Origin of the sequence: Streptomyces albus subsp. albus (genome assembly GCF_000719865.1) — a bacterium.
Classification (GTDB): Bacteria; Actinomycetota; Actinomycetes; order Streptomycetales; family Streptomycetaceae; genus Streptomyces; species Streptomyces albus_E.
The window spans coordinates 44,482-70,159 of the sequence record NZ_JOID01000009.1; the positions used below are offsets into that span (position 1 = coordinate 44,482).

The 25,678-nt window shown below is 74.6% G+C and carries 23 protein-coding genes; 10 read left to right on the forward strand and 13 right to left on the reverse strand.

Going from position 1 to position 25,678, the window contains the following annotated elements; genetic code table 11:
- Nucleotides 1–188: 188 nt before the first annotated feature.
- The 4 genes from IF83_RS0111480 to IF83_RS0111495 all read left to right on the forward strand — a co-directional run bounded on the left by IF83_RS0111480 (nucleotide 189) and on the right by IF83_RS0111495 (nucleotide 4,450).
- The gene (locus IF83_RS0111480) at nucleotides 189–1,571 is read left to right on the forward strand and encodes an FAD-binding oxidoreductase (RefSeq protein ID WP_030544007.1); all 1,383 of its coding nucleotides are present in this window, start codon (nucleotides 189–191) and stop codon (nucleotides 1,569–1,571) included.
- Nucleotides 1,568–3,076: a (Fe-S)-binding protein gene (locus tag IF83_RS0111485; RefSeq protein WP_208605868.1), complete on the forward strand. Its 1,509-nt coding sequence runs from the start codon at nucleotides 1,568–1,570 to the stop codon at nucleotides 3,074–3,076. The genes IF83_RS0111480 and IF83_RS0111485 overlap by 4 nt, the downstream gene beginning before the upstream one ends.
- Nucleotides 3,077–3,082: 6 nt before the next feature.
- On the forward strand, nucleotides 3,083–3,760 hold the full coding sequence (locus IF83_RS0111490; protein ID WP_030544009.1) for a hypothetical protein: 678 nt from the start codon (nucleotides 3,083–3,085) through the stop codon (nucleotides 3,758–3,760).
- A gap of 303 nt (nucleotides 3,761–4,063) precedes the next feature.
- Nucleotides 4,064–4,450 (forward strand): VOC family protein, encoded by a 387-nt coding sequence (locus IF83_RS0111495; RefSeq protein WP_030544010.1) that lies wholly within the window; start codon nucleotides 4,064–4,066, stop codon nucleotides 4,448–4,450.
- 54 nt (nucleotides 4,451–4,504) lie between these two features.
- On the opposite strand, the gene IF83_RS0111500 is transcribed toward IF83_RS0111495, so the two are convergent.
- From IF83_RS0111500 to IF83_RS0111510, 3 genes are read right to left on the reverse strand one after another with little or no spacing between them, the layout of a single operon-like run.
- Entirely contained in the window at nucleotides 4,505–5,767 is a 1,263-nt protein-coding gene (locus tag IF83_RS0111500) for a dipeptidase (protein WP_051722676.1), read from the reverse strand.
- Nucleotides 5,768–5,802: 35 nt separating this feature from the next.
- A complete protein-coding gene (gene purE, locus IF83_RS0111505) occupies nucleotides 5,803–6,333 on the reverse strand; it encodes a 5-(carboxyamino)imidazole ribonucleotide mutase (RefSeq protein WP_030544012.1) in 531 nt (176 codons plus the stop codon).
- Nucleotides 6,330–7,469 (reverse strand): 5-(carboxyamino)imidazole ribonucleotide synthase, encoded by a 1,140-nt coding sequence (locus IF83_RS0111510; protein ID WP_037679663.1) that lies wholly within the window; start codon nucleotides 7,467–7,469, stop codon nucleotides 6,330–6,332. The genes purE and IF83_RS0111510 overlap by 4 nt, the downstream gene beginning before the upstream one ends.
- Before the next feature lie 288 nt (nucleotides 7,470–7,757).
- Here IF83_RS0111510 and IF83_RS0111515 point away from each other — a divergent pair, with 288 nt between their 5' ends.
- The gene (locus tag IF83_RS0111515) at nucleotides 7,758–8,240 is read left to right on the forward strand and encodes a GtrA family protein (protein ID WP_244176998.1); all 483 of its coding nucleotides are present in this window, start codon (nucleotides 7,758–7,760) and stop codon (nucleotides 8,238–8,240) included.
- Nucleotides 8,241–8,317: 77 nt separating this feature from the next.
- Here IF83_RS0111515 and IF83_RS0111520 read toward each other — a convergent pair whose 3' ends face one another.
- Nucleotides 8,318–9,559: an ATP-binding protein gene (locus tag IF83_RS0111520; RefSeq protein WP_030544015.1), complete on the reverse strand. Its 1,242-nt coding sequence runs from the start codon at nucleotides 9,557–9,559 to the stop codon at nucleotides 8,318–8,320.
- 80 nt (nucleotides 9,560–9,639) lie between these two features.
- Nucleotides 9,640–10,320 (reverse strand): response regulator transcription factor, encoded by a 681-nt coding sequence (locus IF83_RS0111525; RefSeq protein WP_030544016.1) that lies wholly within the window; start codon nucleotides 10,318–10,320, stop codon nucleotides 9,640–9,642.
- A gap of 318 nt (nucleotides 10,321–10,638) precedes the next feature.
- On the opposite strand from IF83_RS0111525, the gene IF83_RS0111530 reads away from it, so the two are divergent.
- Nucleotides 10,639–10,842 carry a cold-shock protein gene (locus IF83_RS0111530; protein WP_019711691.1) on the forward strand — a complete coding sequence of 68 codons (204 nt, stop codon included), beginning with the start codon at nucleotides 10,639–10,641 and terminating at the stop codon, nucleotides 10,840–10,842.
- 159 nt (nucleotides 10,843–11,001) lie between these two features.
- Nucleotides 11,002–12,579 carry a DEAD/DEAH box helicase gene (locus IF83_RS0111535; RefSeq protein WP_051722677.1) on the forward strand — a complete coding sequence of 526 codons (1,578 nt, stop codon included), beginning with the start codon at nucleotides 11,002–11,004 and terminating at the stop codon, nucleotides 12,577–12,579.
- 119 nt (nucleotides 12,580–12,698) lie between these two features.
- Here the strand turns inward: IF83_RS0111535 and IF83_RS0111540 are convergent, their stop codons facing one another.
- Entirely contained in the window at nucleotides 12,699–13,187 is a 489-nt protein-coding gene (locus IF83_RS0111540) for an ATP-binding protein (RefSeq protein ID WP_030544018.1), read from the reverse strand.
- 178 nt (nucleotides 13,188–13,365) lie between these two features.
- Nucleotides 13,366–13,746, reverse strand: coding sequence for an STAS domain-containing protein (locus tag IF83_RS0111545; RefSeq protein ID WP_030544019.1), 381 nt, complete (start codon nucleotides 13,744–13,746; stop codon nucleotides 13,366–13,368).
- Between the two features lie 236 nt (nucleotides 13,747–13,982).
- On the opposite strand from IF83_RS0111545, the gene IF83_RS0111550 reads away from it, so the two are divergent.
- Entirely contained in the window at nucleotides 13,983–14,975 is a 993-nt protein-coding gene (locus IF83_RS0111550; protein ID WP_030544020.1) for an RNA polymerase sigma factor SigF, read from the forward strand.
- A gap of 180 nt (nucleotides 14,976–15,155) precedes the next feature.
- On the opposite strand, the gene hutI is transcribed toward IF83_RS0111550, so the two are convergent.
- The 4 genes from hutI to hutU all read right to left on the reverse strand — a co-directional run bounded on the left by hutI (nucleotide 15,156) and on the right by hutU (nucleotide 21,301).
- Nucleotides 15,156–16,301: an imidazolonepropionase gene (hutI, locus tag IF83_RS0111555; protein ID WP_030544021.1), complete on the reverse strand. Its 1,146-nt coding sequence runs from the start codon at nucleotides 16,299–16,301 to the stop codon at nucleotides 15,156–15,158.
- A gap of 517 nt (nucleotides 16,302–16,818) precedes the next feature.
- Entirely contained in the window at nucleotides 16,819–18,375 is a 1,557-nt protein-coding gene (locus IF83_RS0111560; RefSeq protein WP_037679667.1) for a formimidoylglutamate deiminase, read from the reverse strand.
- Nucleotides 18,366–19,568 (reverse strand): allantoate amidohydrolase, encoded by a 1,203-nt coding sequence (locus IF83_RS0111565; RefSeq protein ID WP_030544023.1) that lies wholly within the window; start codon nucleotides 19,566–19,568, stop codon nucleotides 18,366–18,368. The genes IF83_RS0111560 and IF83_RS0111565 overlap by 10 nt, the downstream gene beginning before the upstream one ends.
- A 50-nt stretch (nucleotides 19,569–19,618) precedes the next feature.
- Entirely contained in the window at nucleotides 19,619–21,301 is a 1,683-nt protein-coding gene (gene hutU / locus IF83_RS0111570) for a urocanate hydratase (protein WP_030544024.1), read from the reverse strand.
- Nucleotides 21,302–21,558: 257 nt separating this feature from the next.
- Here hutU and IF83_RS0111575 point away from each other — a divergent pair, with 257 nt between their 5' ends.
- Nucleotides 21,559–23,097, forward strand: a complete 1,539-nt coding sequence (locus IF83_RS0111575) for a type III PLP-dependent enzyme domain-containing protein (protein WP_078843384.1) — start codon at nucleotides 21,559–21,561, stop codon at nucleotides 23,095–23,097.
- Between the two features lie 102 nt (nucleotides 23,098–23,199).
- Here IF83_RS0111575 and IF83_RS0111580 read toward each other — a convergent pair whose 3' ends face one another.
- Nucleotides 23,200–23,790: a hypothetical protein gene (locus IF83_RS0111580; RefSeq protein WP_051722689.1), complete on the reverse strand. Its 591-nt coding sequence runs from the start codon at nucleotides 23,788–23,790 to the stop codon at nucleotides 23,200–23,202.
- Nucleotides 23,791–24,014: 224 nt separating this feature from the next.
- On the reverse strand, nucleotides 24,015–24,908 hold the full coding sequence (locus tag IF83_RS0111585) for a MurR/RpiR family transcriptional regulator (protein ID WP_078843385.1): 894 nt from the start codon (nucleotides 24,906–24,908) through the stop codon (nucleotides 24,015–24,017).
- Nucleotides 24,909–25,094: 186 nt separating this feature from the next.
- On the opposite strand from IF83_RS0111585, the gene IF83_RS0111590 reads away from it, so the two are divergent.
- Complete coding sequence (locus tag IF83_RS0111590; protein ID WP_030544028.1) at nucleotides 25,095–25,664, forward strand: SMI1/KNR4 family protein; 570 nt, start codon at nucleotides 25,095–25,097, stop codon at nucleotides 25,662–25,664.
- The last annotated feature ends 14 nt before the right edge of the window (nucleotides 25,665–25,678 follow it).

Consider the following 25,678-nt stretch of genomic DNA (forward strand, 5'->3'; position numbering starts at 1 on the left):
GGTCCCCCGGGCACGATGGTGGTCTCCCCGCGGAACCCGGCCCCCGCGGCCGCGGTGACGAGGCCGGCCGGAGGCGCGGGCGAACCGTTCCGCGGGTCCGCCGGACGGCGCCACGTCCCACCCGTCGCCGTCCGCCGGACGGCCTCCCCGCACCCGACGCCCGTACCCGACCGGATGGTGGCGCACTGATGACCACGGACACCGATCTCGCCCGCGATCTGGCGGCCATCGTCGGCCCCGGCCACGTCCGCACGGACGCCGGCGCGCTGACCGCCTACGGCCGCGACGCCACCCCGCTCTTCCACGCCCTGCCGCAGGCCGTGGTGCTGCCCGGCAGCACCGAGGAGGTCGCCGCGGTCCTGCGGTACGCCACCGAACGGCGCGTCCCCGTCGTGCCGCGCGGCGCCGGCTCCAACCTGTGCGCCGCCACCGTGCCGCTGACCGGCGGCATCGTGCTCGTCCTCACCCGGCTCAACGAGATCCTGGAGGTCAGCCCCGAGGAGCTGCTGGCCCGGGTGCAGACCGGCGTCAGCACCGCCGCCCTCGCCGACGCGGCGGCGGCCCGGGGCCTGCTCTACGCCCCGGACCCCGGAAGCCGCACCGTCTCGACGGTCGGGGGCAATGTAGCCACCTGCGCGGGCGGGCTGCGCGGCCTGAAGTACGGCGTCACCCGCAACTACGTGCTCGGCCTGGAGGCGGTCCTGCCCACCGGCGAGATCATCCGGACCGGCGGCCGGCTGTGGAAGGACGTCGCGGGCTACGACCTCACCCGGCTTCTCACCGGCTCCGAGGGCACCCTCGCGGTGATCACCGAGGTCACCGTCGCGCTGCTGCCCGCCCCCGAGGAGAGCGGCACCGGCGTCGCCTACTTCGACTCCCTGGCCGACGCCTCGCGGGCGGTCGCGAACGTGATCTCCGCCGGGATCGTCCCCGCCACGCTGGAGTTCCTCGACCGCAAGTGCATCGCGGCGGTCGAGGAGTTCGCCGGCCTGGGACTGCGGCAGGACGCCGGCGCGCTGCTGCTCTTCGGCGACGACGGCGCGCCCGGCGCCGTGGCCGGGAACCTGGCCCGCATCCAGGACGTCTGCGCGGACGCCGGGGCGCTGGAGACCACCCTCGCGGAGGACGTCGCCCGCGCCGACGCCCTGCTCGCGGCCCGCCGCTGCTCCCTCCCGGCCCTCTCCCGCCTCGGTTCGCTGACGATCCTGGAGGACGCCACCGTGCCGCGGCACCGGCAGGCCGAGATGGTCGACCGCATCGACGAGATCGCCGCGAAACACAACCTGCTGATCGCCACCTTCGGCCACGCCGGGGACGGCAACCTCCACCCGACCTGCGTCCTCGATCCCGAGGACACCGAGGGCGCCGACCGCGCGCACCGGGCGTTCGCGGAGATCTTCGCCGCCGCCATCGCCATGGACGGCACCATCACCGGCGAACACGGCGTGGGCGCGGCCAAGCTGCCGTATCTCGCGGACAAGATCGGCGAGGACCAGATGGCCCTGCTGCGCCGCGTCAAGACGGCCTTCGACCCGGCCGGCATCCTCAACCCCGGAAAGCTCGGATCATGAACGACCGTACGAACGCCGAGTACGCCGGGAACGGCGAGCACCCCGGGCAGGGCGACGCGGGACCTTGCGGCCCGGGCTGCGGCGGCGGCTCCTGTGGCGGCTCCCGCGACACGGCCGGCGGGACGGGCACGGCCGGCACGGCCCACGGCAGCGGTGCGGAGACCGGCGGCGCCCGCGGTGCCGAGGCCGGCGCCGCAGCCTCCGGGGGGACGGCCTGCTGCGGTGATGCAACCCCGGACCCCGGTCCGGCCGGCGGCGCCCCCGGCCACCGGCCCGCTCCCCCCGCCCCCGGGCCGGGCGCCGGCCTCGGCATCTTCGACAAGAACCTGCTCGACCGCTGCATCTCCTGCGGTTTCTGCCTGCCCGCCTGCCCCACCTACGCCCTCACCGGCGAGGAGACCTCGTCCCCGCGCGGCCGCATCACCCTGATGCGGGCCCTGGAGACCGGGCAGCTCCCGCCCGACGACCCGACCCTGGCCGAGGAGTCCTCGTTCTGCCTGGGCTGCCGCGCCTGTGAGACCGTCTGCCCCGCCGGGGTGGAGTACGGCTCGCTGCTGGAGCAGTGGCGCGACCACCAGTGGAGCGGCCGGAACCGGCCGTGGATCGCGCGGATCCTGATGCTGATCATGTCGCGCCCGGCGCTGCTGCGGCTCCAGGGACTGGTACGCCGCCACGCGCGCGGCGGGCCCGGGGCCAAGCCGGACCGGGTCGCGGCCGAGCCGACCACGGCACCGACCCGGCCGGACACGCCGTCCGGGCCGTCGCTGCCGGACGGCGCCCCGGACGGGCAGGCCGCACCGGACCGGCCGGTCTCGCTCATGCTCGGCTGTGTCGAGCGGGGCCTCTACCCGAAGGTCTCCCGGGCCGTCCGGGAACTGCGCCCCGAGGTCGCCGTCCCCGCCGCGCAGGGCTGCTGCGGCGCGCTGCACGCCCACAACGGCGACTCCTCCGCCGGTGCCGAGCTGGCACGGACCCTCGGCGAGCAGCTGCCCGGCACCATCGTGACCACCGCCGGCGGCTGCGCCGCCCACCTCGCCCACCATCTGGGCCGGGACCGGGTGCGGGAGCTGAGCGAGTATCTCGACGAGGCGCGGTACGCCCCCGCCGGCGAGGTCACCGTCGACGGCCGCCGGGCCCGGGCCGCGCTCCAGGACTCCTGCCATCTGCGCAACGGCCTGGGAGTCACCCGGCCGCCCCGCGAGCTCATCGCCGCCGTCGCCGACTACGTCGAACTCCCGGGCGCCGGCCAGTGCTGCGGTGCCGCAGGCACCTACGCCATGCTCCGGCCGGACGACAGCAAGGCCGTGCTGGACCCGAAGCTCGACGACATCGAGCGGCTGGACGTCGACTACGTCGTCACGGTCAACCCGGGCTGCCTCCGCCAGGTCCAGCAAGGGCTGAAGCGCCGGCGCTCCCGGGCCCGCGCCATCCACCTCGCGGAGTTCCTCGCCCTGGCGGCGGAGTCCGCCCCCGCCGGCGGGACCTCCGGCGAAGGGAAAGGGTGACGGACGGTGCCCACCGACTACGCCTGCCAGGCCGCCGTCGAACTCGCCACCGCGGCCCTCGACCCGCTCCGCGCCTTCCTGTGGAACAGCCGTTCCCCCGGCTACGGCTACGGCACCCCTCGGGAGACACCCGGGGAGCACGTCGACGGCACGACGGCCGGAGCGGCCGCGCTGATGGTCTTCCTCGACGGGCTCAACGCCGATCTCACCGGTGAGATGGCGGAGTGGCACGCGAGCGCCGGCCCCCGGATCCGGGAGGCCCTCGGCGCGCCCGTCGCCGGGGCCGAGGGAGGCTCCCCGGAGCGGCTGCCGCGCGGCTGGCAGGCCCTGGCACTGGTGCAGAACAGCTCGCAGGGGGTGCTCACCGCCCTGGCGCACCGTTTCCGGCGCGGGCCCGTGCACCAGAACGAACTGGTGCGCAGGCTGGAGCTGGTGGAGGACGCGCTCGTCGGCTCACTGCGCCGCACGGCCGTCCCGGAACGGCCCGCCGCACAGTGCGCCGCGGACCTCACGGCGGCCGCCGGCTCGCTCTTCGGCCTGCGCCCGCCCGCCCCGCCCCGGGCCCCGCGGCCCCCGGCCGCCCCGGCCCCGGAGCCGCCGCCCGCGCCGGAGCCTCCCCGCCGGCCCCGGACGACGGCCCCGTCGATGGGGAGGATCTCCGACTGGACCACGGGACTGCCCTGAGCCCCACCGGGAACAGGGCACCGCCGCGGCGGCCGGTGAGACGGACACCTGCCGCGGTGGCGGACACGGCCCTTCCCGTGGTGCGGCGCGCAGGACGCGCCACGGGGAGGGCCGCCGTCGTTCCGGGCCGGGCCCGCCTGCCCGCCCACCTGCCCGCCCGCCTGCCCGTCCGCTCCTCCGTCCCGTCCGGCCCCGCCTCCGCCCCGCCTCCGCCGCGCATCCGCCGCGCATCCGGCTGCGGCGGGGTTTGCCCCCGGGCCTCGTGGCCAACCTTCCGGTACCGGACCGACACAAGGAGGAAGCATGGCCATCGCACGCCGCGGCTGGATCGTGGTGGACTGCCCGGACCCGCAGGCACTCGCCCGCTTCTACGCCGGCCTGCTCGGCGGGGAGCCGAAGACCGAGACCGGCAGCGAGCGCTGGGTGGAGCTGACCACCGAGGACGGCTGGAAGCTGGCCTTCCAGCGTGCGGAGGGCTTCGTACCGCCCCAGTGGCCGTCGGGCGAGCGCTCGCAGCAGCTCCATCTCGACCTCTACGTCGACACGATGGACGAGGCGGAGCAGCGCGCCCTGGAGCTCGGCGCCACCGCCCTGGACACCGACGACGAGGGAGGCAAGCGCGGGTTCCGCGTGTACGCCGATCCGGCGGGCCACCCCTTCTGCCTCGTCGACGCCGCGTTCGCCACCTGACCCCGGCCGGCCGAGCCCACCGTCGGGCCCCGGCTCCCGGTGCCCGGCGTGCGCTCAGCCGGCGGGCCCGTCCGGCCCCTCCGCCCCGTCCGGCCCCTCCGCCCCGTCCGGCCCGTCCAGTTCGCCGATGGTGGCGTTCGACGGGCCGCGCCGGGAGCGGAGGTCGCGGGCGACGTCCTCGGCGGCGCGCAGCGTGCGGACGGCGTTCCGCCAGGTGAGTTTCGCCAGGTCGGTCTTCGACCAGCCGCGCCGCAGCAGTTCCGCGATCAGGTTCGGGTAGCCGGCGACGTCCTCCAGGCCGGCCGGGGTGAAGGCGATGCCGTCGTAATCGCCGCCGATGCCGATGTGGTCGACGCCGGCCGCCTCGCGCATGTGGTCGAGGTGGTCGGCAACGTCCGCGGCGGTGGCGACCGGCCGCGGATGCCGCTCCTCGTACATCCGCTGCACCCGCATGGCGGCCTCGGTGGTGTCGAGCGGATGCAGGCCGTGGGCCTTCATGTTGAGGTCGGCCGCCTCCGTCCAGGCGATGGCGGCGGGCAGGACGAACTTCGGTACGAAGGTGACCATCGCGGTGCCGCCGTTGGCCGGCAGCGCCTCCAGCACGTCGTCGGGGATGTTGCGCGGGTGGTCGCAGACGGCGCGCGCGGAGGAGTGCGAGAAGAGGACGGGCGCCTCGGTGACGCGCAGCGCGTCGCGCATCGTGCCGGCGGAGACGTGGGAGAGGTCCACGAGCATCCCGCAGCGGTTCATCTCCCGGACGACCTCCTCGCCGAAGCGGCTCAGTCCGCCGATCCGCTTCTCGTCGGTCGCCGAGTCGGCCCAGGCGATGTTGTCGTTGTGGGTGAGCGTCATATAGCGCACACCCAGCGCGTGGAGGGAACGGAGCGTTCCCAGCGAGCAGTTGATGCTGTGACCGCCCTCGGCGCCCATGAGGGAGGCGATCCGGCCCTCGGCGCGGGCGGCCTCCATGTCGTCCGCGGTCAGGGCACGCCGGAGGTCGCCGGGGTGGCGGTCGATGAGCCGGCCGACGACGTCGATCTGTTCGAGGGTGGCGCTGACGGCGCGGTCGCCGTCGTAGTCGGAGCGGACGTAGACCGACCAGAACTGCGCGCCGACGCCGCCCGCCCGCAGCCGGGCGAGGTCGGTGTGCAGATGGGCGCTCTGGTCGGCGGCGAGGTCGCGGCGGTCCAGGTCGTAGAAGACCTGTTCGCGCAGCGCCCAGGGCAGGTCGTTGTGGCCGTCGGCGACGGGGTGCTCAGCGAGGAGCGCGCGGGCTTCGGCGAGGTGCGGGTCAGGTGCCTGGTCGTGATCGGTCATGACTCCATCCATGCCCGCACCCCTCGGGCCGCGAATCAGCCTCCGAAGCCGAATCCGCCCGCGCCGCCGGTCTTGGCCCGCAGCCGCTTGCCCTTCTCGGTGGCCTGTTCCCTGAGCTTCTCCTGGAACTCCCGCATCCGCTCCAGCAGTTCCGGGTCGTGGGCGGCGAGCATCCGCACGGCCAGCAGGCCCGCGTTGCGCGCGCCCGCCACGGAGACGGTGGCGACGGGGACCCCGGCCGGCATCTGCACGATGGAGAGCAGGCTGTCCATACCGTCGAGGTGCTTCAGCGGGACGGGGACGCCGATGACCGGGAGCGGGGTGACGGAGGCCAGCATCCCGGGGAGGTGGGCGGCTCCGCCCGCGCCCGCGATGATCACCTTGAGTCCCCGGTCCGCGGCCTGCTCGCCGTAGGCGATCATCTCGTGCGGCATCCGGTGCGCGGAGACGACGTCGGCCTCGTGGGCGATGCCGAACTCGGCGAGGGCCTCGGCCGCGGCCTCCATCACCGGCCAGTCGGAGTCGGAGCCCATCACGATGCCGACGGCGGGGGCGGTGGCGCTCATTCGGTGATCGTCCCTCGGAGGTAGCCGGCGGCGTGCCGGGCGCGTTCGAGCACCTCGGCCAGGTCGTCGCCGTAGGTGGTGACATGGCCGACCTTGCGGCCGGGCTTCACGTCCTTGCCGTACATGTGGATCTTGAGCTGCGGGTCCCGGGCCATGCAGTGCAGATACGCGGAGTACATGTCGGGATAGTCGCCGCCGAGGACGTTGACCATGACCGTCCAGGGCGCGCGGGAGCGCGGGTCGCCGAGCGGCAGGTCGAGCACGGCGCGGACGTGGTTGGCGAACTGCGAGGTGACGGCGCCGTCCTGGGTCCAGTGGCCGGAGTTGTGCGGCCGCATGGCGAGCTCGTTGACGAGCAGCCGGCCGTCCCGGGTCTCGAACAGCTCCACGGCGAGATGGCCGGTGACGTCCAACTGCTCGGCGATGGTCAGCGCCATCCGCTGGGCCTCGCCGGACAGCTCCTCGGAGAGGCCGGGGGCGGGCGCGATCACGGTGTCGCAGACCCCGTTCACCTGCCGCGACTCCACGACGGGATAGGCGACGGCCTGGCCGTGCGGGGAGCGGACCACATTGGCCGCGAGCTCCCGGGCGAAGTCGACCATCTCCTCGGCGAGCACCGGCACGCCCGCCTTGAACGGATCGGCGGCCCCGGCCTCGTCCCGGACCACCCAGACGCCCTTGCCGTCGTAGCCGCCGCGGACGGTCTTGAGGACGACCGGGAAGCCGTCCCCCTCGGCGGCGAAGCGGGTGACGTCGGCGGGGTCGGCCACGATCCGGTGGCGCGGGCAGGCGATCCCGATCCGGTCCAGCCCGGCCCGCATCACGCCCTTGTCCTGGGCGTGGACCAGGGCACCGGGTCCGGGGCGCACGGGGATGCCGTCCGCTTCCAGCGCCCGCAGGTGTTCGGTCGGGACGTGCTCGTGGTCGAAGGTGATCACGTCGCAGCCCTGTGCGAAAGCACGAAGGGTGCCGAGGTCGCGGTAGTCCCCCACGACCACGTCGCTCACGACCTGGGCCGCGGAGTCCTGCGGGGTGTCGCTGAGCAGCTTGAACCTGATGCCGAGGGGGATGCCCGCCTCGTGGGTCATACGGGCGAGCTGTCCGCCACCGACCATGCCGACCACCGGGAATGTCACACGAACCAGGGTATCCGCCCGCCGCCACGCTCCCGCCGCCCGGTCTCTCGGAGGATCCTCCATACCCGGACCCACCTGCGGCGGAGCCGGCGGGCCCGGATCCGCGCGCGGAGCGCGGTAGCGCGTGGTTAGCATGAGGTGGCCCGCCCGCCGGCGGGCCGGCACTCAGCCGCCCCCAGCCCGGCACGACCGCTCACCGCTGCCCGCGGGCCGCCGCGGACGCTCCCGGCCGCCGAACGACGGAGTCAGACCATCCTCATGACCGGAAGGCCGACACTGCGCAGCCGGATGCGGCGAGTGAGCCGGGAAGCGGCGAAGTTCGGGACCGTCGGAGCCGTCGGCACCCTCGTCAACTTCCTGGTCTTCAACCTCTGCGTGCACGGCTTCGGGCTCGCCGTCGTCCGCTCCGGGGTCATCGCCACCGTCGCCGCCATCGGCACCAACTACCTCGGCAACCGGCACTGGACGTACCGCGCCAGCGACAAGGACGGCCAGAGCCGGGAGCTGGGACGCTTCGTGTTCTTCAGCGGCATCGGGCTGGTGATCGAGAACGGCATCCTGGCGCTCTCCCACTACGGGCTCGGCTACACCTCGACCCTCGCGGACAACATCGCGAAGAACGTCGTCGGGGTCGGCATCGCCTCGGTCTTCCGCTTCTGGTCGTACCGGACCTGGGTGTTCCGGAGGCAGCCGGCCGGGGAGCCCGTCGCGGCCGGGAGCTTTCCGGCGCCGGCGGACGACTCGCCGCCGTCCGGGGAACCCCGCGGCTGAGACCCGTCTGTGCCCTCTCCGCCTCGCGGCTGAGGCCCCTCCCTATGCCTCATCCGCTTCGCGGCTCAGACTCCTCCCTACGCCTCATCCGCTTCGCGGCTCAGGAACAACGCGAAGACCGGCGGCCGCTGCTGCAGCAGTTCCAGCCGGCCGCCGTCCGCTTCCGCCAGGTCGCGGGCGACCGCCAGGCCGATGCCCGTGGAGTTGCGGCCACTGACCGTGCGCTCGAACACCCGCGCGCCCAGTGCCGGGGAGACCCCCGGCCCCTCGTCCGCGACCTCGACGACGACCTGGTTACCGGTGACGCGGGTGCGCAGGGCGACCGTTCCCGCACCGTGCATCAGCGAGTTCTCCACCAGGGTGGCGAGGACCTGGGACACCGCGCCCGGGGTGCCGACCGCCCGCAGCCCCTTCTTGCCCGAGCAGACCACCGCCCGTCCCGCGCTGCGGTAGGCCGGACGCCACTCCTCCACCTGCTGCTTGACCACCTCGTCCAGATCGAACGAGACGGCCGAACCGGTGCGCGGGTCGCGCGAGTTGGTGAGCAGCCGCTGGACGACGTCGGTCAGCCGCTCCACCTGCCCGAGCGCTATCGCCGCCTCCTCCTTGACCGTCTCGGGGTCGTCGGTGCCCGAGATCTCCTCCAGCCGCATGGAGAGCGCGGTCAGCGGTGTGCGGAGCTGGTGCGAGGCGTCGGCCGCCAGACGCCGTTCCGCGGTGAGCATCCGGCCGATGCGCTCGGCGCTGGCGTCGAGGACGTCCGCGACCCGGTCGAGTTCCGGCACCCCGTACCGCCGGTGGCGCGGCCGGGGGTCGCCGGAACCGAGCCGTTCGGCCGTGTCGGCGAGGTCGGTGAGCGGCGCCGTCAGCCGGCGGGCCTGCCACAGGGCCAGCAGCAGGGCCGCCAGGACGGCGAGCAGGGAGACCCCGAGGATGATCAGGACGGCGCGGCCGATCTGGTCCCCGACCACGGCGGCCGACTCCCGTACGGTGATCCGCTCGCCCATGTCGCCGGTGACCTCGGCCTCGATGACCTCGCCCGGCGGCTGCTCACCGATCTCCAGGTCGGGGGCGCCGTCCATCTCGACCAGGGCGTAGCGCCCCGCCGCCACTTGCTCGCGCAGGACCTCGGGACCGACCCGGTCACCGCCGGCCAGCCGCCCGTCCACCACGCTCATCAGCCGGACGGCGTCGGACTCCACGCTCTCCTGCGCGGCTTCCTTGATGGTGCGGGCCTCGACGAGGACGAGCGAGATCCCGAACACGGCGATGACGACGAGGACCACGGCGAGCGTGGAGTTGATCAGACGACGGCGCACGGTGCACTCCGGGACGGGGCGGGCACTCCGGGAGGGGGCGGGGGCAGGGTTCTCGCGTCACCCGGGCCGCGCGGCCCGGGTCAGCTCTTCTCGAAACGGAATCCGACGCCGCGGACGGTCGCGATGTAGCGGGGGTTGGCGGCGTCGTCCCCCAGCTTCTTGCGGAGCCAGGAGATGTGCATGTCGAGGGTCTTGGTGGAGGACCACCAGGTGGTGTCCCACACCTCGCGCATCAGCTGGTCGCGGGTGACGACCCGGCCGGCGTCCCGTACCAGCACCCGGAGCAGGTCGAACTCCTTCGCGGTGAGCTGGAGTTCCTCCTCCCCCATCCAGGCGCGGTGCGATTCGACGTCGATGCGGACGCCGTGGGTGGCCTGCGGCTGCTGGGGGGCCTCGGCCACGCCGCGGCGCAGCAGGGCCCGCACCCGGGCGAGGAGTTCGGCGAGCCGGAAGGGCTTGGTGACGTAGTCGTCGGCGCCCGCGTCGAGGCCGACCACGGTGTCGACCTCGTCGGCGCGCGCGGTGAGCACGAGGATCGGAAAGGTGTGCCCCTCCGTGCGCAGCCGGCGGGCCACTTCCAGCCCGTCCATGCCCGGCAGGCCCAGATCGAGGACGAGGAGATCGACGGCGTCCCGCAGGCCCGCGTCGAGGGCGGCCGGCCCGTCCTCCCGCACCTCGACCTCGTACCCCTCGCGGCGCAGGGCGCGGGCGAGCGGCTCCGAGATGGACGCGTCATCCTCGGCGAGCAGTACACGGGTCATGGGGTGATGGTAGTCCGCGGCCCCGCGAGGCCGGGGCGGACCGGGGACACCCCGCCGCCGGCGCCGCGCGGAGCGGGACCGCCGGGCCGGGACCGCTGTGGCAGGACCGCTGTGGCCGGGGACACAGGACCATCTCCGTCTTTTGTGTGCTAAGTTGGCGGAGTTGCAGTTGTGGTACCCAAGAACGTGCGCGCCTGGGAAATTGTGATCCCGGGCGCTCTTTGTTTTGCCGGAAGCTTTTCCGGACTGGGGCGAACATCTCAGCGACTCGGAGCGGCGCAGTGCCGCTCCGCACGTCCCCCCATGAAGGAGAGAATTGTGGCTACCGGCACCGTGAAGTGGTTCAACTCGGAGAAGGGCTTCGGCTTCCTGGAGCAGGACGGCGGCGGCCCCGACGTCTTCGCCCACTACTCCAACATCAACGCCCAGGGGTTCCGTGAGCTCCTCGAGGGCCAGAAGGTCGAGTTCGACGTCACGCAGGGCCCCAAGGGCCCGCAGGCGGAGAACATCCGCGCTCTCTGATGCGCTGAGGACCACCGCGTATCTCACGGCAGGGGCCCGCACTACCGGTGCGGGCCCCTTCCCGTGCCCCACCGAGCTCCCTGCCGCGGGGGGCCGCGCCGCCCGGCGCGGTCCGCAACCGTTACGCCGCCGAGCTCACCCGCAGCAGGAAGGCTCCTTATGCCCCGCCCCACCACCAGCGGCTCCGCCGCTTCCGGCACTCCCACCGGCGGCTCCGGATCCGGATCCGGCCGCCGCAGCCCGCGCTCGCGCGGCCGCGGTCCCGCGAACGCCCCGAAGAACGGCACGCGCGGCGGCGCCCGGAAGGCGGCCGCACCGGCCGTCTCCACCGAGCCCGCGGCCCCCGCGGCCTCCGGCACTCCCCCGCGGCCGCCCGCCGCGACCTTCGCGGAGCTGCCGCTGAACCCGGCGCTGCTCACCGCGCTGACGGCGAACGGCGTCACCGACCCGTTCCCCATCCAGTCCGCGACGCTGCCCGACTCGCTCGCCGGCCGGGACGTCCTCGGCCGCGGCCGGACCGGTTCCGGGAAGACGCTCGCCTTCGGCCTGCCGATGCTCAGCCGCACCGCCGGCCGCCGGGCCGACAGCAAGCGGCCCCTCGCACTCGTCCTCGTCCCCACGCGGGAGCTGGCGACCCAGGTCACCGACGCCCTCACCCCGTACGCGACGGCGCTCGGGCTGCGCATCGCCACCGTCGTCGGCGGAATGTCGATCAACCGGCAGACCGAGGCGCTGCGCAAGGGCGCCGAGGTGCTCGTCGCCACCCCGGGCCGGCTCGCCGATCTGATCGACCGCCGCTCCTGCTCGCTCGGCGATGTCGCCGTCACCGTGCTGGACGAGGCCGACCAGATGACGGACATGGGCTTCCTGCCGCAGGTCACCCGGCTCATGGAGCAGGTGGCGCCGGACGGGCAGCGGATGCTCTTCTCGGCGACGCTGGACCGCAACGTCGACAAGCTGGTGCGCCGCTTCCTGGTCGATCCGGTGACCCACTCCGTGGACCCCTCGGCGGCCACCGTCACGGCCATGGAGCACCATGTGCTGCACGTCCAGGACACGGACAAGAAGGCCACGGTGACGGAGATCGCCGCGCGCGAGGGCCGCACGATCATGTTCGTGCACACCAAGCGCGGCGCCGACCGGCTCACCAAGCAGCTGCTGGCCGCCGGGGTGCGGGCCGTGGCGCTGCACGGCGGCAAGTCGCAGCCGCAGCGCACCCGGACGCTGGAGCAGTTCCGGACCGGTGAGGCCACGACGCTGATCGCCACGAACGTCGCGGCGCGCGGCATCCACATCGACGGGCTCGACCTCGTGGTCAACGTCGATCCGCCGACCGAGGCGAAGGACTACCTGCACCGCGGCGGCCGCACGGCACGGGCCGGCGAGGCGGGCACCGTCGTCACCCTCGTCACCCCCGACCAGCGGCGGGACATGAGCAAGCTGATGGCGGAGGCCCGGATCTCCCCCGGCACGGCGCGGGTGCGGCCCGGCGACCCGGAGCTGGTGCGGATCACCGGCGCGCGTCCGCCGTCGGGCCGGGCCATCGTCGTCCAGGCCCCGGCCCAGCCGGCGGCCCCGGCCCGTAAGCGCGGACCGCGCTCCGGCGGCTCCGGGCGGGCCGGCGGGGCGGGTGGCACGGGCGGTGCGCCGCACCGCACCCGCAGCGGTGAGGGCCGCAGCCGGCGACGGCACTCCGGCCGCGGCGGTGCGGGCGGCTCGGCGCGGCCCGTCGCCTGAGCGGCGGCGCCCGGCAGACCCGGCGCGCGGCGAGAGGGCCCGGACCACCTGAGGTGGTCCGGGCCCTCTCGCCTGTAGTACCCGTTGGGCGGGGTCGCTCCGGCGTCATGCGGGCGGGGTCATTCCGGGGCGGTCAGCTCCGCCCAGACGGTCTTGCCCACGCCGTCGGAATTCCGTTCGACCCCCCAGTGCTTGCACAGCCGCTGGACGATGAACATCCCGTGCCCGCCCGGACGGCCCGCGCGGTGCGGGGTGCGGGGTGCGGGAGAGCCATCGCCGCGGTCGTCGATCTCCAGCCGGAGCACCTTCCCCGCGCTGCCGAGCCGGAGTTCCTCCGGGCCCTCGGCATGCAGGCACGCGTTGGTCACGAGCTCTGAGACGACCAGCAGGACATCCTCGGCGGCCGCCCGCTGCTCGGGCGAGCCGGCCGGCAGCCAGCCCCAGTCGTGGAGGGCCTGGCGTGTGAAGTCACGCGCCGTCGGCACAATGCCGCTGGCGCCTTCCAGACGCAGCGTGCGGACCTGTCCGAAGCCGGATAGGGGGGTGGAGGCCGCATCGCCCGGATCCGGGCCATGATCGCCCGGCGAATACGGGCGAGTGGTGCTCATCAGCGCTTCACCTCACCGGTTCGCCGATAGACAGGTTACGGATACCCGACGCTTTCATCAGATTCAGCTGTCTCCTGCCCGACCTCTCCTGGGGAACACCCACATATTCGAGATATTCGAGTTGCGTGGTGTGACGCGCGTAACACTTCCCCGGCGGAAGGGCCGGCGGTAGAAGGGGTCAGTCGGCGGGTGAGTCGGCGAGCGCCTCCTCCACGGTGTCGTGCACGGCGAACACCGCCTCCGCGCCCGTGATCTCGAACACCCTCGCCACGACGGGCAGCATTCCGGCCAGATGGACGGAACCCCCGGCCTCCTCCGCCCTCAGCCGCGCACCGAGCAGAACGTTGAGCCCCGTCGAGTCGCAGAACTCCAGCTGGGAGCAGTCGACCACCAGGCGGACCCGCCCCTGGTCGACGCATTCGTCCAGCGGCTCCCGCAGCACTTCGGCGGTGTGGTGATCGAGTTCACCCGCCGGAGTCACGACAGCAGTGGGGCCGTGGTGGCGAACCTCGACATGCAGCCGGCCCTTACTGGTACTGCCGACCATCCCGCGGTCCATGCGCACCCCTTCCGGTTAATGGCGACGGCAGAGCGAAGACTACGCCTTCGATACATCGACTGGTAGTCGAACTTCCCCACGAAAAGCTCACATGCGGACAATATGTCCTTGCTTTGGTCCCATGGAACCGGGTAGGGCTAGAAGGGTCAGGTACGCCCACGGTCGGCTCGGAGGCGCCGCACACGCAGGAAGAGATCGGCTTCGGCAGCCATATGCCGAGAGATGACGGAGGAACCATGTCACCCCAGCTCGACGAAGCGCACACCGAGTACGACTCCCCGGCGTACGGCTCCGTGTACGAGACCTCCGGGATCGCGGCGTTCGCGACGTCGGCGGTGACCGGCGCGGAGTCCGCCGACGGGTCCTCGGCCACCCCCGCCCCGCCGGCCCCCGGGGCTGCCCTGCCCGGACTCCCCGGACAGCCAGGATTCTCCGCGCTTCCGTCCTCGGCGTACGAGTCGGTGGAGCCGCTGGACGCGCGGGCCCTGTCCAGGACGCTGTTCGCGCGGCTGGAGGGCCTGGAGGAGGGCACCCACGAGCACGCGTACGTCCGGAACACGCTCGTCGAGCTCAATCTGGCCCTGGTGAAGTTCGCGGCGGGGCGGTTCCGCACCCGCAGCGAGCCGATGGAGGACATCGTCCAGGTCGGCACCATCGGCCTGATCAAGGCGATCGACCGCTTCGAGCTGAGCCGCGGTGTGGAGTTCCCCACCTTCGCGATGCCGACGATCATCGGCGAGATCAAGCGCTTCTTCCGCGACACCAGCTGGTCCGTACGGGTGCCGAGGCGGCTGCAGGAGCTGCGGCTGGACCTGGCCAAGGCGGGCGACGAGCTGGCGCAGCAGCTGGACCGGGCGCCCACGATCGGTGAACTCGCCGAGCGGCTGGACCTCAGCAACGACGAAGTCGTCGAGGGCATGGCCGCGAGCAACGCCTACACCGCGAGCTCGCTGGACGCCCAGCCCGAGGAGGACGACACCGAGGGCACCCTGGCCGACCGCATCGGCTACGAGGACCACGGCATCGAGGGCATCGAGTACATCGAGTCGCTCAAGCCGCTGATCGCCGAGCTCCCGGCGCGCGACCGGCAGATCCTCTCCCTGCGGTTCACGGCCAACATGACGCAGTCCGAGATCGGCGAGGAGCTGGGCATCTCGCAGATGCACGTCTCCCGGCTGCTGTCGCGCACCCTGAGCCGGCTCCGCAAGGGACTGATGATCGAGGAGTGATCCGGCGGCCGCCGGGTTCTCCGGCCGCGCGCCGCCCCCGCCGTGAAGGGCCCGCCCCCGTCCGGGGGCCGGGCCCTTCGGCATGCCGGGGCGCGGCGTGCCCCGAGCGGGTACGGACGCCGGGGGCGCCGCCGGTACGCGGCCGGGCGCCGCGGAGCGCGCCCCCGGCGGCCGCGCGGATCAGTGCACCCGCTCGCCGCGCCGCCAGACCGCGGAGACCAGCGGGACGCCCGGCCGGTACGCGAGATGCACCGGTGACGGCGCGTCCAGCAGCACCAGGTCGGCCCGCGCGCCCGGAGCGATCCGGCCGACGTCGGTGCGGCGCAGCGCCGCGGCACCGCCGGCCGTCGCCGCCCACAGTGCCTCGTCGGGGGTCATGCCCATGTCCCGGACGGCCAGGGCGATGCAGAACGGCATCGAACTGGTGAAGGAGGAACCGGGGTTGCAGTCCGTGGAGAGCGCGACGGTGGCGCCCGCGTCCAGCAGCCGGCGCGCGTCCGGCCAGGCGGCGCGGGTGGAGAACTCCGCTCCGGGCAGCAGGGCCGCCACCGTCTCCCCCTGCGCGAGGGCGTCCACGTCCTCGTCGGTGAGGTGGGTGCAGTGGTCGGCGGAGGCGGCCCCCAGTTCGACGGCGAGGCGCACCCCGGGGCCGTAGGAGAGCTGGTTGGCGTGGACGCGGGGGACGAGGCCGCGGGCGGCGCCGGCGGTGAGGACCGCGCGGGCCTGGTCGCCGTCGAAGGCGCCCCGCTCACAGAAGACGTCGATCCAGCGGGCGTGCGGCGCGCAGGCGTCGAGCATCGGCCCGGTGACGAGGCCGACGTATCCGGCGGGGTCGTCCGCGTATTCCGGGGGCACGATGTGCGCGCCGAGGAAGGTGACCTCGTCGGTGTGGGCGGCGGCGATCCGCAGCGCGCGGGCCTCCTCGCCGGTGGTCAGCCCGTAGCCGGACTTGGTCTCGATGACGGTGGTGCCCTGGCGGAGGGCTTCGGCGACGTAGCGGGCGACGTTGGCGTGCAGGCGTTCGTCGGTCGCGGCGCGGGTGGCGGCGACGGTGGTGCGGATGCCTCCGGCGGCGTAAGGGCGGCCGGACATGCGGGCGTTGAACTCCTCGGTGCGGTCGCCGTCGAACACCAGATGGGAGTGGGAGTCCACGAAGCCGGGGATCACGGCGCGGCCGGCGGCGTCCACGCGGGTGTCCGCGGCGGGTGCCCGGTGGGAGGGGCCGGCCCAGGCGACGCGGTCGCCGTCGAGGACGACGGCGGCGTCGCGCAGCAGTCCGAGCGGGCCCTCGCCGAGGGCGGGGTCGTTGGTGACGAGCACGGCGATGCCGGTGACGGCGGTGCTGCGGGTGCCGGCGGCGCTGCCCGCCGGGGCTGTGCCGTTCGGGGCGGTGGACGGCGCCGGGTCCTGCGGGGCGCCGGCCCGCGCAGAGGCGTCCCGCGGTTCCCTCGGTCCCCGGGGGTTGTCCGCTCCGGCGGTTCCGCTTCCCGTTCCGGTCCCGCTCACGCTGTCTCCTCTGTTCGTGCCGGTGCGGGGCTGATGCCGCGTCGCGCGGTGGCCGCCGGATGACGCCCCAGGACGGCCCGGTGCCCCTGGGGCGTGGCCACCGGCCGCGATCCGGGGCCGCGCGAGCCGGGGCCGCACGGTCCGTGCTGCCCGCGCCGTCCGTGCCGTCCGCGCTGTCCTCGGGTTCGTGCCGCCTCCGCCGCCCGGGCGGGCGTCCGGACCGCCGACGGCGCGCGGTTCCGGCGCCATCGGGACGGGCCGGGGACGGCGCCGTGGGACAGTGCTGGGCGGTCCGCCCGGTGCTTCTTCTCCGGGGGACCGCCGGGGCACTCGGCCGTCATCGGTCGTCCCCGTCCAGCAGCGCGCTGACGGACTGCGCCAGCGCCCGCGGTACGTCCTCCACGAGCAGGTGGACGCCGTCGCGGACGATCTCGCGGCCGCCGACGACGGTGTGGCGGACGTCCGCGGCCGTGGCGGCGAAGACCGCCGCCTCGGCGGCCAGCCGCGGTGGCGGGCCGGCCGTGCGCACCGTGTCCAGGGCGATGGTGGTGAGATCGGCGAGCGCTCCCGGCTCGATGCGGCCGGCTTCGGGCCAGCCCAGGGCGGTGTGGCCGTCGGCGGTGGCGGCGCGCAGCAGTTGCGCGGCCGTCCAGTGGCCGCGGGTGCGGGAGTTGAGGCGTTCGTCGAGTTCCATCGCCCGGGCCTCCTCCAGCAGGTCGACGACCGCGTGGCTGTCACTGCCGAGGGAGAGCGGGCTGCCCGCGTCGCGCAGGCGGGCCGCCGGTCCGATGCCGTCGGCCAGATCGCGCTCCGTGGTGGGGCACATGCACACACCCGTACGACTGCCGCCGAGCAGGCCGATGTCGCCGGCGGTGAGATGGGTGGCGTGGACGGCGGTGGTGTCCGGGCCGAGGACACCATGGTCGGCGAGGAGCCGGGCGGGGGCGCGGCCGTGCGCGCGGCGGCAGGCATCGTTCTCGGCCGTCTGTTCGGAGAGGTGGACGTGGAGCGGCGCGCCGCGCTCCCGGGCCCAGGCGGCGACCACGGGCAGCTGCGCGGCCGGGACGGCGCGCACGGAGTGGACCGCCGCCCCGATCCGGGCGTGCTCCGCGGGCTTGAGGGCTGCGGCGCGTTCGGCCCACGCCTCGGCGGTGCCGTCGCCGAAGCGCAGTTGGGGACCTTCGAGGGGCTTGCCGGTGCGGCCCGCGCCGCCGGTGTCCTCGGGGAAGCCCGCGGCCAGGTAGGCGGTGTCGAGGAGGGTGAGGCGGATGCCCGCCTCGGCCGCGGCGGCGATCAGGGCCTCGCCCATGGCGTTGGGCTCGGCGTAGCGGGTGCCGCCGGGGGCGTGGTGGAGGTAGTGGAACTCCCCGGCGCAGGTGATGCCGGCCAGGGCCATCTCGGCGTACACGGCGCGGGCGAGCGCGTGGTAGCTGTCGGGTGTGAGGCGGGCGGCGGCCCGGTACATGACCTCGCGCCAGGCCCAGAAGGAGCGCGGCGCCCCGCCCTCACCGGAGCCGTCCGCCGGTCCGGGGCCGGACTGGGCCCGGCCGCGCAGGGCACGGTGGAAGGCGTGCGAGTGGGCGTTGGCCAGGCCGGGGAGGGTCAGCCCGCGCAGGATCACGGCCCCGGGCGGCGGCTGCGGAGCGCCTGCGGTGCCGGAGGGACCGGCAGGACCGGGGGGACCGGCGGGACCGGCAGGACCGGCAGGACCGGCAGGACCGGCAGGACCGGCAGGACCGGAGGGACCGGGGGCGCCGGACGGGCCGGGGGCGCCCGGCGTACCGCTGCCGCGCCCGACCGCGGCGATGCGCCCGTCCGGGCCCGCCGTGATGGTGACGCCCGGTTCGACGGTGCCGTCGAGCCAGGCGTACTCCGCCCAGTAGGTCAGCGGCACGCCAGTCCTTCCAGTACGTCGGCGAGCGCGGTGACGCCGGCCAGGCAGTCGTCCTCGTCCGCCGCCTCGGCCGGCGAGTGCGAGACGCCGGTGGGGTTCCGTACGAACAGCATGGCGGCCGGGACGTCGGCGGAGAGGATGCCGGCGTCGTGTCCCGCGCCGGTGGGCAGCAGGCGGGCACCGCCGAGGAGGGCGGCGACCCGGTCGCGCAGCGCGTGCTCGAACTCGACGACGGGGGTGAACGATTCGCGGGTGACGCGGACCGTCACGCCGTCCCGTTCCGCGCGCTCGGCGGCCGCGCGTTCGATCGCGGTGACGACGCCCGCGAGGGTCTCCTCGTCGGCGGCGCGGGAGTCCAGCCAGCCGCGCACCAGGGAGGCGATGGCGTTGACGCCGTTCGGTTCGACGGCGGTCTTGCCGAAGGTGGCCAGCGCCCCCGCGCGCGCGGCCTGTTCGCGGGCGGCGAGCACCGTGTGGGCGTAGGTGAGCATCGGGTCGCGCCGGTCGGCGAGGAGGGTGGTGCCCGCGTGGTTGGCCTCGCCGCGGAAGTCGAAGCGCCACCGGCCGTGCGGCCAGATCGCGGAGGCCACGCCGACGGCCTCGCCGGTGCGGGCCAGGGTGCGGCCCTGTTCGATGTGGAGTTCCACGAACGCGCCGATACGGGACAGGCGTTCGGGGTCCGGGCCGATGCCCTCCGGGTCGTGGCCGGCCCGTTCCATGGCCAGCGCGAGCGTGGTGCCGTCGGCGTCGCGGAGTTCCCGGGCCGCCGAGGGGGTCAGCCGGCCCGTGGTGAGACGGGAGCCGGCGCAGGCCAGGCCGAAGCGGGCGCCCTCCTCGTCGGCGAAGTTGGCGACCGCCAGTGGCCTGGCGGGGCGGGCGCCGCGGGCGAGGAGTTCGTCCAGGGCGGCGAAGGCGGAGACGATGCCGAGCGGCCCGTCGAACGCGCCGCCGTCCGGTACGGAGTCCAGGTGCGAGCCGGTGACGACGGCGCCGCCGGGCTCGACGTCCGCGGGCGAGGCGGCGCCGAGCCAGGCCCACTGGTTGCCGTTGCGGTCGGTCTCGCAGACGAGGCCGCGGGCGCGCGCCTGCCCGGCGAACCAGGCGCGGCAGTCGGCGTCGGCGGCCGTCCAGGCGTGCCGGCGGTAGCCGCCGGTGGTGGAGTGGCGGCCGACGGGGGCGAGCTCCCGCCACATCTGGAGGAAGGACGCGCCGCGGGTCCAGCGGGCAGTGCCGGTGGCGGCCGTCACCGCTCCTCCTCCCCTTCCCGCATCGGGATGCGGACACCGCGCTCGGCGGCGACCTCCTCCGCGCGCTCGTACCCGGCGTCGACGTGGCGGATGACGCCCATGCCGGGGTCGTTGGTGAGGACCCGGCGGATCTTCTCGCCGGCCAGTGCGGTGCCGTCGGCCACGGTGACCTGCCCGGCGTGCAGGGAGCGGCCCATGCCGACGCCGCCGCCGTGGTGGATCGAGACCCAGGAGGCGCCGGAGGCCACATTGACCATGGCGTTGAGCAGCGGCCAGTCGGCGATGGCGTCGGAGCCGTCGCGCATGGCCTCGGTCTCGCGGTACGGGGAGGCGACGGAGCCGCAGTCGAGGTGGTCGCGGCCGATGACGACCGGGGCGGCCAGCTCGCCCGAGGCCACCATGGCGTTGAAGCGCTCCCCCGCCTTGTCGCGCTCGCCGTAGCCGAGCCAGCAGATCCGGGCGGGCAGGCCCTGGAAGCGCACGCGCTCCCCGGCGAGGCGGATCCAGCGGGCCAGGGACTCGTTCTCCGGGAAGAGGTCGAGCACGGCGCGGTCGGTGGCCGCGATGTCGCGGGGGTCGCCGGAGAGGGCGGCCCAGCGGAAGGGCCCCTTCCCCTCGGCGAAGAGCGGGCGGATGTAGGCGGGGACGAAGCCGGGGAAGTCGAACGCCCGGCCGTATCCGGCGAGTCGCGCCTCGCCGCGGATGGAGTTGCCGTAGTCGAACACCTCGGCGCCCGCGTCCTGGAAACCGACCATGGCCTCGACGTGCCGGGCCATGGACTCCCGGGCACGGGCGGTGAAGTCGGCCGGCTTCTCGGCGGCGTACGCGGCCATGTCGTCGAAGTCCACGCCGAGCGGGAGGTAGCTGAGCGGGTCGTGGGCGCTGGTCTGGTCCGTGACGATGTCGACGGGCGCGCTCTCGGCGAGCATCCGGGGCAGCACCTCGGCGGCGTTGCCGAGCAGGCCGACGGAGAGCGGCGCGCGCCGGTCGCGGGCCTCGACGGCGAGCCGGAGGGCGTGTTCGAAACTGTCGGCCCGGACGTCGAGATAGCCGTGCTCGATCCGGCGTTCGATGGCGCGGGGGTCGCAGTCGACGCAGAGGGCGACGCCGCCGTTCATGGTGACGGCGAGCGGCTGGGCGCCGCCCATCCCGCCGAGGCCGGCGGTCAGGGTGATGGTGCCGGTGAGGCTGCCGTCGCCCCGCCCCCGGGCGGCGAGCTTCGCGGCGACGGCGGCGAAGGTCTCGTAGGTGCCCTGGAGGATGCCCTGGGTGCCGATGTAGATCCAGGAACCGGCCGTCATCTGGCCGTACATGGTGAGGCCGAGGGCCTCCAGGCGGCGGAACTCCTCCCAGTTGGCCCAGTCGCCCACGAGGTTGCTGTTGGCGATCAGCACGCGCGGGGCCCACTCGTGGGTGCGCATCACGCCGACGGGGCGGCCGGACTGGACGAGCATCGTCTCGTCCCGCTCCAGCGTGCGCAGCGTGCGGACCATGGCGTCGAACGAGCCCCAGTCGCGGGCCGCCTTGCCGGTGCCGCCGTAGACGACCAGCCGGTCCGGATGCTCGGCGACCTCCGGGTCGAGGTTGTTCCGCAGCATCCGCAGGGCGGCCTCCTGCGGCCATCCCCGGGCGCTCAGCTCCGTACCGCGCGGTGCGCGCACGGGTCGTGGTCCCGCCATGGGCCTGCCTCCCTGCTGGGCTTCCACCCCGACTGGATTGATTCATTCACATACTCACGGCATGAATATAAGTAGTCAACAGCGGGTGCGCATCCGGCGGAGGCCCCGCGGGTGAGCGACGGCCACGGACGGAGCCGCTCCGTCGCGCGGGGCCGGAGCGCGCGCCCGCACACGCCCCTGCGTCCACCGCCGCGCCGGCCGCCCGCCGCCCGGGCCGGTGCTGGGCACGGGGCGGCCGCGGGTGGTGGAGTGGTGGCATGACCTCCAGGGACACCACCGGGACGGCGGCGGGCGCCGAGCCGTACGGACAGCCACCGCACGACGAGCCGCAAGGCCCGGCGGACGCCGCCCCACCCGGTGGAACACCGGGCCGCGCCGGGCGGGCCCCCGCCGGGCGGGCGGCCCCTGCCGGGCAGGCATCCTCTGCTGAGCGGGTGGCCGCTGCCGAGCAGGCGGCCGCCGGGTTGGCGGCCCGCCGGGACCGGGCCGTGCGCGCCGCCGTCCGGCAGGGGCTGGTCGGCCCTGCGCACCCCGTCGTCGGGCTGCTGGACGTGGCCGGCATCCGGGCCTCGGCCGCCGCGCTGCGCGCCGCCTTCGAGGAGGTCACCGCGCCCGGCACCCCGGTGCTGCACGCCTTCGCCGTCAAGGCCGCCTCGCTGGTGCCCGTGCTGGCGCTGCTCGCCGACGAGGGCCTGGGCTGCGAGGTGGCGAGCCCCGGCGAGCTGGCGCTCGCCCGCGCTGCCGGGGTGCCGCCCTCGCGGATCGTCCTCGACTCGCCCGCCAAGTCGGCCGCGGAGCTGCGCGAGGCCCTGACGCTCGGGGTCGCCGTCAACGCCGACAACGCGGAGGAACTGGCCCGCATCGACGCCCTGGTCCATGAGGCCCCGGTCTCCTCGCCTCTCGGGCTGCGGGTGAACCCGCAGATCGGCGGCGGCAGCATCGAGGCGCTGTCCACCGCCACGGAGACCTCCAAGTTCGGCGTCCCGCTCCGCGACGAGGGGGCGCGCGCCTGGCTCGTCCGCGCGTTCCTCGACCGTCCGTGGCTGACGCGCCTGCACGCCCACGTCGGCTCGCAGGGCATCCCGCCGGAGCTGATGGCCCGGGGGGTGCGGGAGATCTACGAGCTGGCGGAGGAGATCAACGACACCGCCGGGCAGCGGCAGGTGACCACCCTGGACATCGGCGGCGGCCTCTCCGTCAACTTCGCCTCGGACCGCGAACACCCGACCCACCGGGAGTACGCGCACGCCCTGCGGCACGCCGTACCCGGCCTCTTCGACGGACGGTACGGGCTGGTCACCGAGTTCGGCCGTTCGCTGCTCGCCAAGCACGGCACCGTCCTGGCCCGGGTGGAGTACGCCAAGACGGCCGCCGGACGGCCGATCGCGGTCACCCACGCCGGCGCCCAGCTCGCCACCCGCACGGTCTTCGCGCCCGACTCCTGGCCCCTCCGGGTCGCCGCGTTCGACGCCGAGGGGCGGCCGAAGACCGGGCCGGCGGTCGAACAGGACATCGCGGGCCCGTGCTGCTTCGCCGGCGACCTGGTGGCACGCGGGCGTCCGCTGCCGCGGCTGGAGAGCGGTGACCTGGCCGCCCTGCTCGACACCGGCGCGTACTACTTCTCCCACCACTTCGCGTACAACAGCCTGCCCCGGCCCGCCGTCCACGGTTTCCTGTGCACGCCCTCGGACGTGCGCTTCGCTCTCGTGCGCCCGGCGCAGACACTCGACGAGATCGTGGCCGAGAGCGGCGGCGACCGGCCCGGCGCGCTGACAGGACTGACGGCGCGGGGCTGACGGCGCCGACCCCGGTGTGGGCCCGGATCACGCGCCCTTCCGGCCGCACCGCCGCCCGGCGCCGGCTCCGCCGCCCGGCGCCGGACCGCCGTCAGACCGCCGTCAGACCGCCGCCGCGGTGCGCTTGCGGGGGCCGGCCGCCGGTGCGGGGCGTCCCGCGGCCGGTACCGCCTTGCGCTTCCCGCCGCCCGGCGCGGCGTCGCCCGCGGCGACCCCGGTCGTGCGGTAGCCCCGGACGTCCTTGCCCGCCGGACCGCGCCGGGCCCACTCCGGGCGGACCCACAGCAGCGTCTCGTGCCGCCGCTCCCAGCGGCCGAGCCACACGGACTTGGCCCACAGCCCGGCGCCGGCCCCGGCGAGCAGCATCCCGCCCGCCGCCGGCGCCGCGAAGGACGAGCCGAGGGCCGCGGCGGCGGCCGCCCACAGCCACCAGCGGTGTTCGCGGCGCCAGATCCGGGCGGTCACCGCGCGGTCCTGCAGGAAATCCCGCCGCCCGGCGCGCGCGGCGCCCTCCGCCAGCTCCCGGTAGCGTCCGCGCCGCGCGGCGAACGCGGCCGCCCCGGCGAGCAGCAGCAGCGCCGCTCCCGTCAGCAGCCCGATCCGCCGCCCCAGCAGACTCACGGGGACGGCGGCCCCCAGCGCCGCGGTCACCAGCCCCGTCCACCCCATCCACGCCGCGGGTACACGCACCATCACCGCCACGCGCGCCAGTGTCGTCGCCGCTTCGCGCCCCACTGCGGGCCTCCTTGTCGCTCGATGTCACCTCGAATGCGGTTTCGGTAAGGGCGAATTCTAGTGAGGACGCATGAAAAACGGATAAGGAAACCGCACCCCTGCCCGGCTCCGGCGCCCTCGGGCAGAGCCGGGGTACGGGCGCCACCCCACGGGCGCGGGACGGCCGCCGGACGGGCCGTCGGCTACTCGGCGAACAACCCGCGGGCGGCGGCCCGGGCGTCGAACTCCTCCAGCCGGGCCTGCGCGTCCGGCAGTCCGTCGCACATCGCCTCCAGCAGGACCCGGCCGAGCATCATCGGCGCACAGGCCGTGTCGAACGCCAGCCCGGTGCCGACGGCCGCGGGCAGCAGCAGGTCCGAGTGGCGGGCGACGGGCGCGAAGGCGCTGTCGGCGACGGTCACGACGGTCAGCCCGGCCGAGCGCGCGTGGTCGAGCGCCTCGGTCACCTCGCGCGGATGGCGCGGCAGCGCGAAACAGAGCAACGCGCTCGCGCCCGCGCGCCGGGCGGCGTCGATGCGGTCGGCGAGCATCGTGCCGCCCTCGTCGAACAGCCGGACGTCCGGGTGCACCTTGGCCGCGAAGTAGGCGAAGCCGCGCGCCTGCGCGGAAGCCGCGCGCAGCCCGAGCACCGGGAGCGGGCGCGAGGCGGCCAGCAGCCGTCCCGCGTGTTCCACCGGCTTCGGCTCGGCGAGCAGCGACGCCAGATGGCGGAGGTTCTCGATCTCCGCGTACACGGCCTGCTGGTACGCGTTGTGCGTGCCCCCGGCGGGGGTGCGCTCGGCGACCGGTACGTCCCGCAGGTGCCGGCGCAGCGCCGGATAGCCGTCGAAGCCCAGGGCGACCGCGAAGCGGGTGACGGAGGGCTGGCTGACCCCGGCGAGTTCGGCCAGCTCCACGCTGGACAGGAAGGGTGCGTCGGCGGCCCGCCGCACCATGCAGTGCGCGATCCGGCGCTGCGTGGGGGTCAGCCGGTGCCCCTCGAACAGCTTCTGCAGCCGGGCCGCGGCGCCGGCCGCGCTCCCGTCACCGGCCGCGTTCCCGCCGCCGTCCGCCCCACCGGTGCCGGTCCCGGGCATCGGGCCTCCCCGCCGTCGGGCCCGCGCCCTCGGCGTGAGCCATTCACGAACCACGAATCTGTATGAGTCTATGCAGAGGTCCGGCCGTCCGGCCCCCGGCCGCCCCTCGGCTGAGAGCAGAAGCTCGGAATGAGAGTGTGAACCCAAGTGCCGTAGAGGGTGTTCGCACAGAGAGGGGCGTGGGGAATGGGCGTGGTGGAGAGCTGGTCCCGTGTGATGAGTCTTCTTCAGGAGCACGCCCCGGCCGATCATGCGGATCTGCCCGGGCCGGCCACTGAACGGATGCTCGCGGCCGCCGAGGAACGGATGGGCATCCCGCTTCCCCGCGAACTGCGGACGTGGCTGTTGCAGAACAATCTGGATCTTCCCGCGGAAGACGTGGACGACGATGTGGCATGTTGCGGTTTCGCCGGGTTCCCGGACGAGGGGATGTTCTTCCTGGGCATCCGGGCGATGGAGAAGCTCTACGCGAACCACTCCATGCCCGGTGGGGTCAACCCTCCGGATCAGCCGGGCAATCCGTTCTGGCGCAATGAGTGGATCCCGTTCCTGTCGGACCAGGACGGCTGGACAGGAAAGTTCATCGACGCGCGGGACGGCCGTATCGGCAGGTGGTTCGTGGGTGAGAGCACGACCACGGGCGAGTACGCGTCACTGGCTCACTATTTCGACTCCGTGGCGGAAACGCTCACGAACATCGCCGAGGGAAACCATCCGACCTGCTCGATCGCCGAAGGACGACTCGTCTGGTCATGAGACCGGAGTGCCCC

Coding starts and splice junctions, on each gene's coding strand:
- IF83_RS0111480 (WP_030544007.1), top strand. CDS start 189: ATGACCACGGACACCGATCTCGCCCGCGATCTGGCGGCCATCGTCGGC.
- IF83_RS0111485 (WP_208605868.1), top strand. CDS start 1,568: ATGAACGACCGTACGAACGCCGAGTACGCCGGGAACGGCGAGCACCCC.
- IF83_RS0111495 (WP_030544010.1), top strand. CDS start 4,064: ATGGCCATCGCACGCCGCGGCTGGATCGTGGTGGACTGCCCGGACCCG.
- IF83_RS0111500 (WP_051722676.1), bottom strand. CDS start 5,767: ATGACCGATCACGACCAGGCACCTGACCCGCACCTCGCCGAAGCCCGC.
- purE (WP_030544012.1), bottom strand. CDS start 6,333: ATGAGCGCCACCGCCCCCGCCGTCGGCATCGTGATGGGCTCCGACTCC.
- IF83_RS0111515 (WP_244176998.1), top strand. CDS start 7,758: ATGCGGCGAGTGAGCCGGGAAGCGGCGAAGTTCGGGACCGTCGGAGCC.
- IF83_RS0111525 (WP_030544016.1), bottom strand. CDS start 10,320: ATGACCCGTGTACTGCTCGCCGAGGATGACGCGTCCATCTCGGAGCCG.
- IF83_RS0111535 (WP_051722677.1), top strand. CDS start 11,002: ATGCCCCGCCCCACCACCAGCGGCTCCGCCGCTTCCGGCACTCCCACC.
- IF83_RS0111540 (WP_030544018.1), bottom strand. CDS start 13,187: ATGAGCACCACTCGCCCGTATTCGCCGGGCGATCATGGCCCGGATCCG.
- IF83_RS0111545 (WP_030544019.1), bottom strand. CDS start 13,746: ATGGACCGCGGGATGGTCGGCAGTACCAGTAAGGGCCGGCTGCATGTC.
- IF83_RS0111550 (WP_030544020.1), top strand. CDS start 13,983: ATGTCACCCCAGCTCGACGAAGCGCACACCGAGTACGACTCCCCGGCG.
- IF83_RS0111565 (WP_030544023.1), bottom strand. CDS start 19,568: ATGTGGCGGGAGCTCGCCCCCGTCGGCCGCCACTCCACCACCGGCGGC.
- hutU (WP_030544024.1), bottom strand. CDS start 21,301: ATGGCGGGACCACGACCCGTGCGCGCACCGCGCGGTACGGAGCTGAGC.
- IF83_RS0111575 (WP_078843384.1), top strand. CDS start 21,559: ATGACCTCCAGGGACACCACCGGGACGGCGGCGGGCGCCGAGCCGTAC.
- IF83_RS0111580 (WP_051722689.1), bottom strand. CDS start 23,790: ATGGTGCGTGTACCCGCGGCGTGGATGGGGTGGACGGGGCTGGTGACC.
- IF83_RS0111585 (WP_078843385.1), bottom strand. CDS start 24,908: ATGCCCGGGACCGGCACCGGTGGGGCGGACGGCGGCGGGAACGCGGCC.
- IF83_RS0111590 (WP_030544028.1), top strand. CDS start 25,095: ATGGGCGTGGTGGAGAGCTGGTCCCGTGTGATGAGTCTTCTTCAGGAG.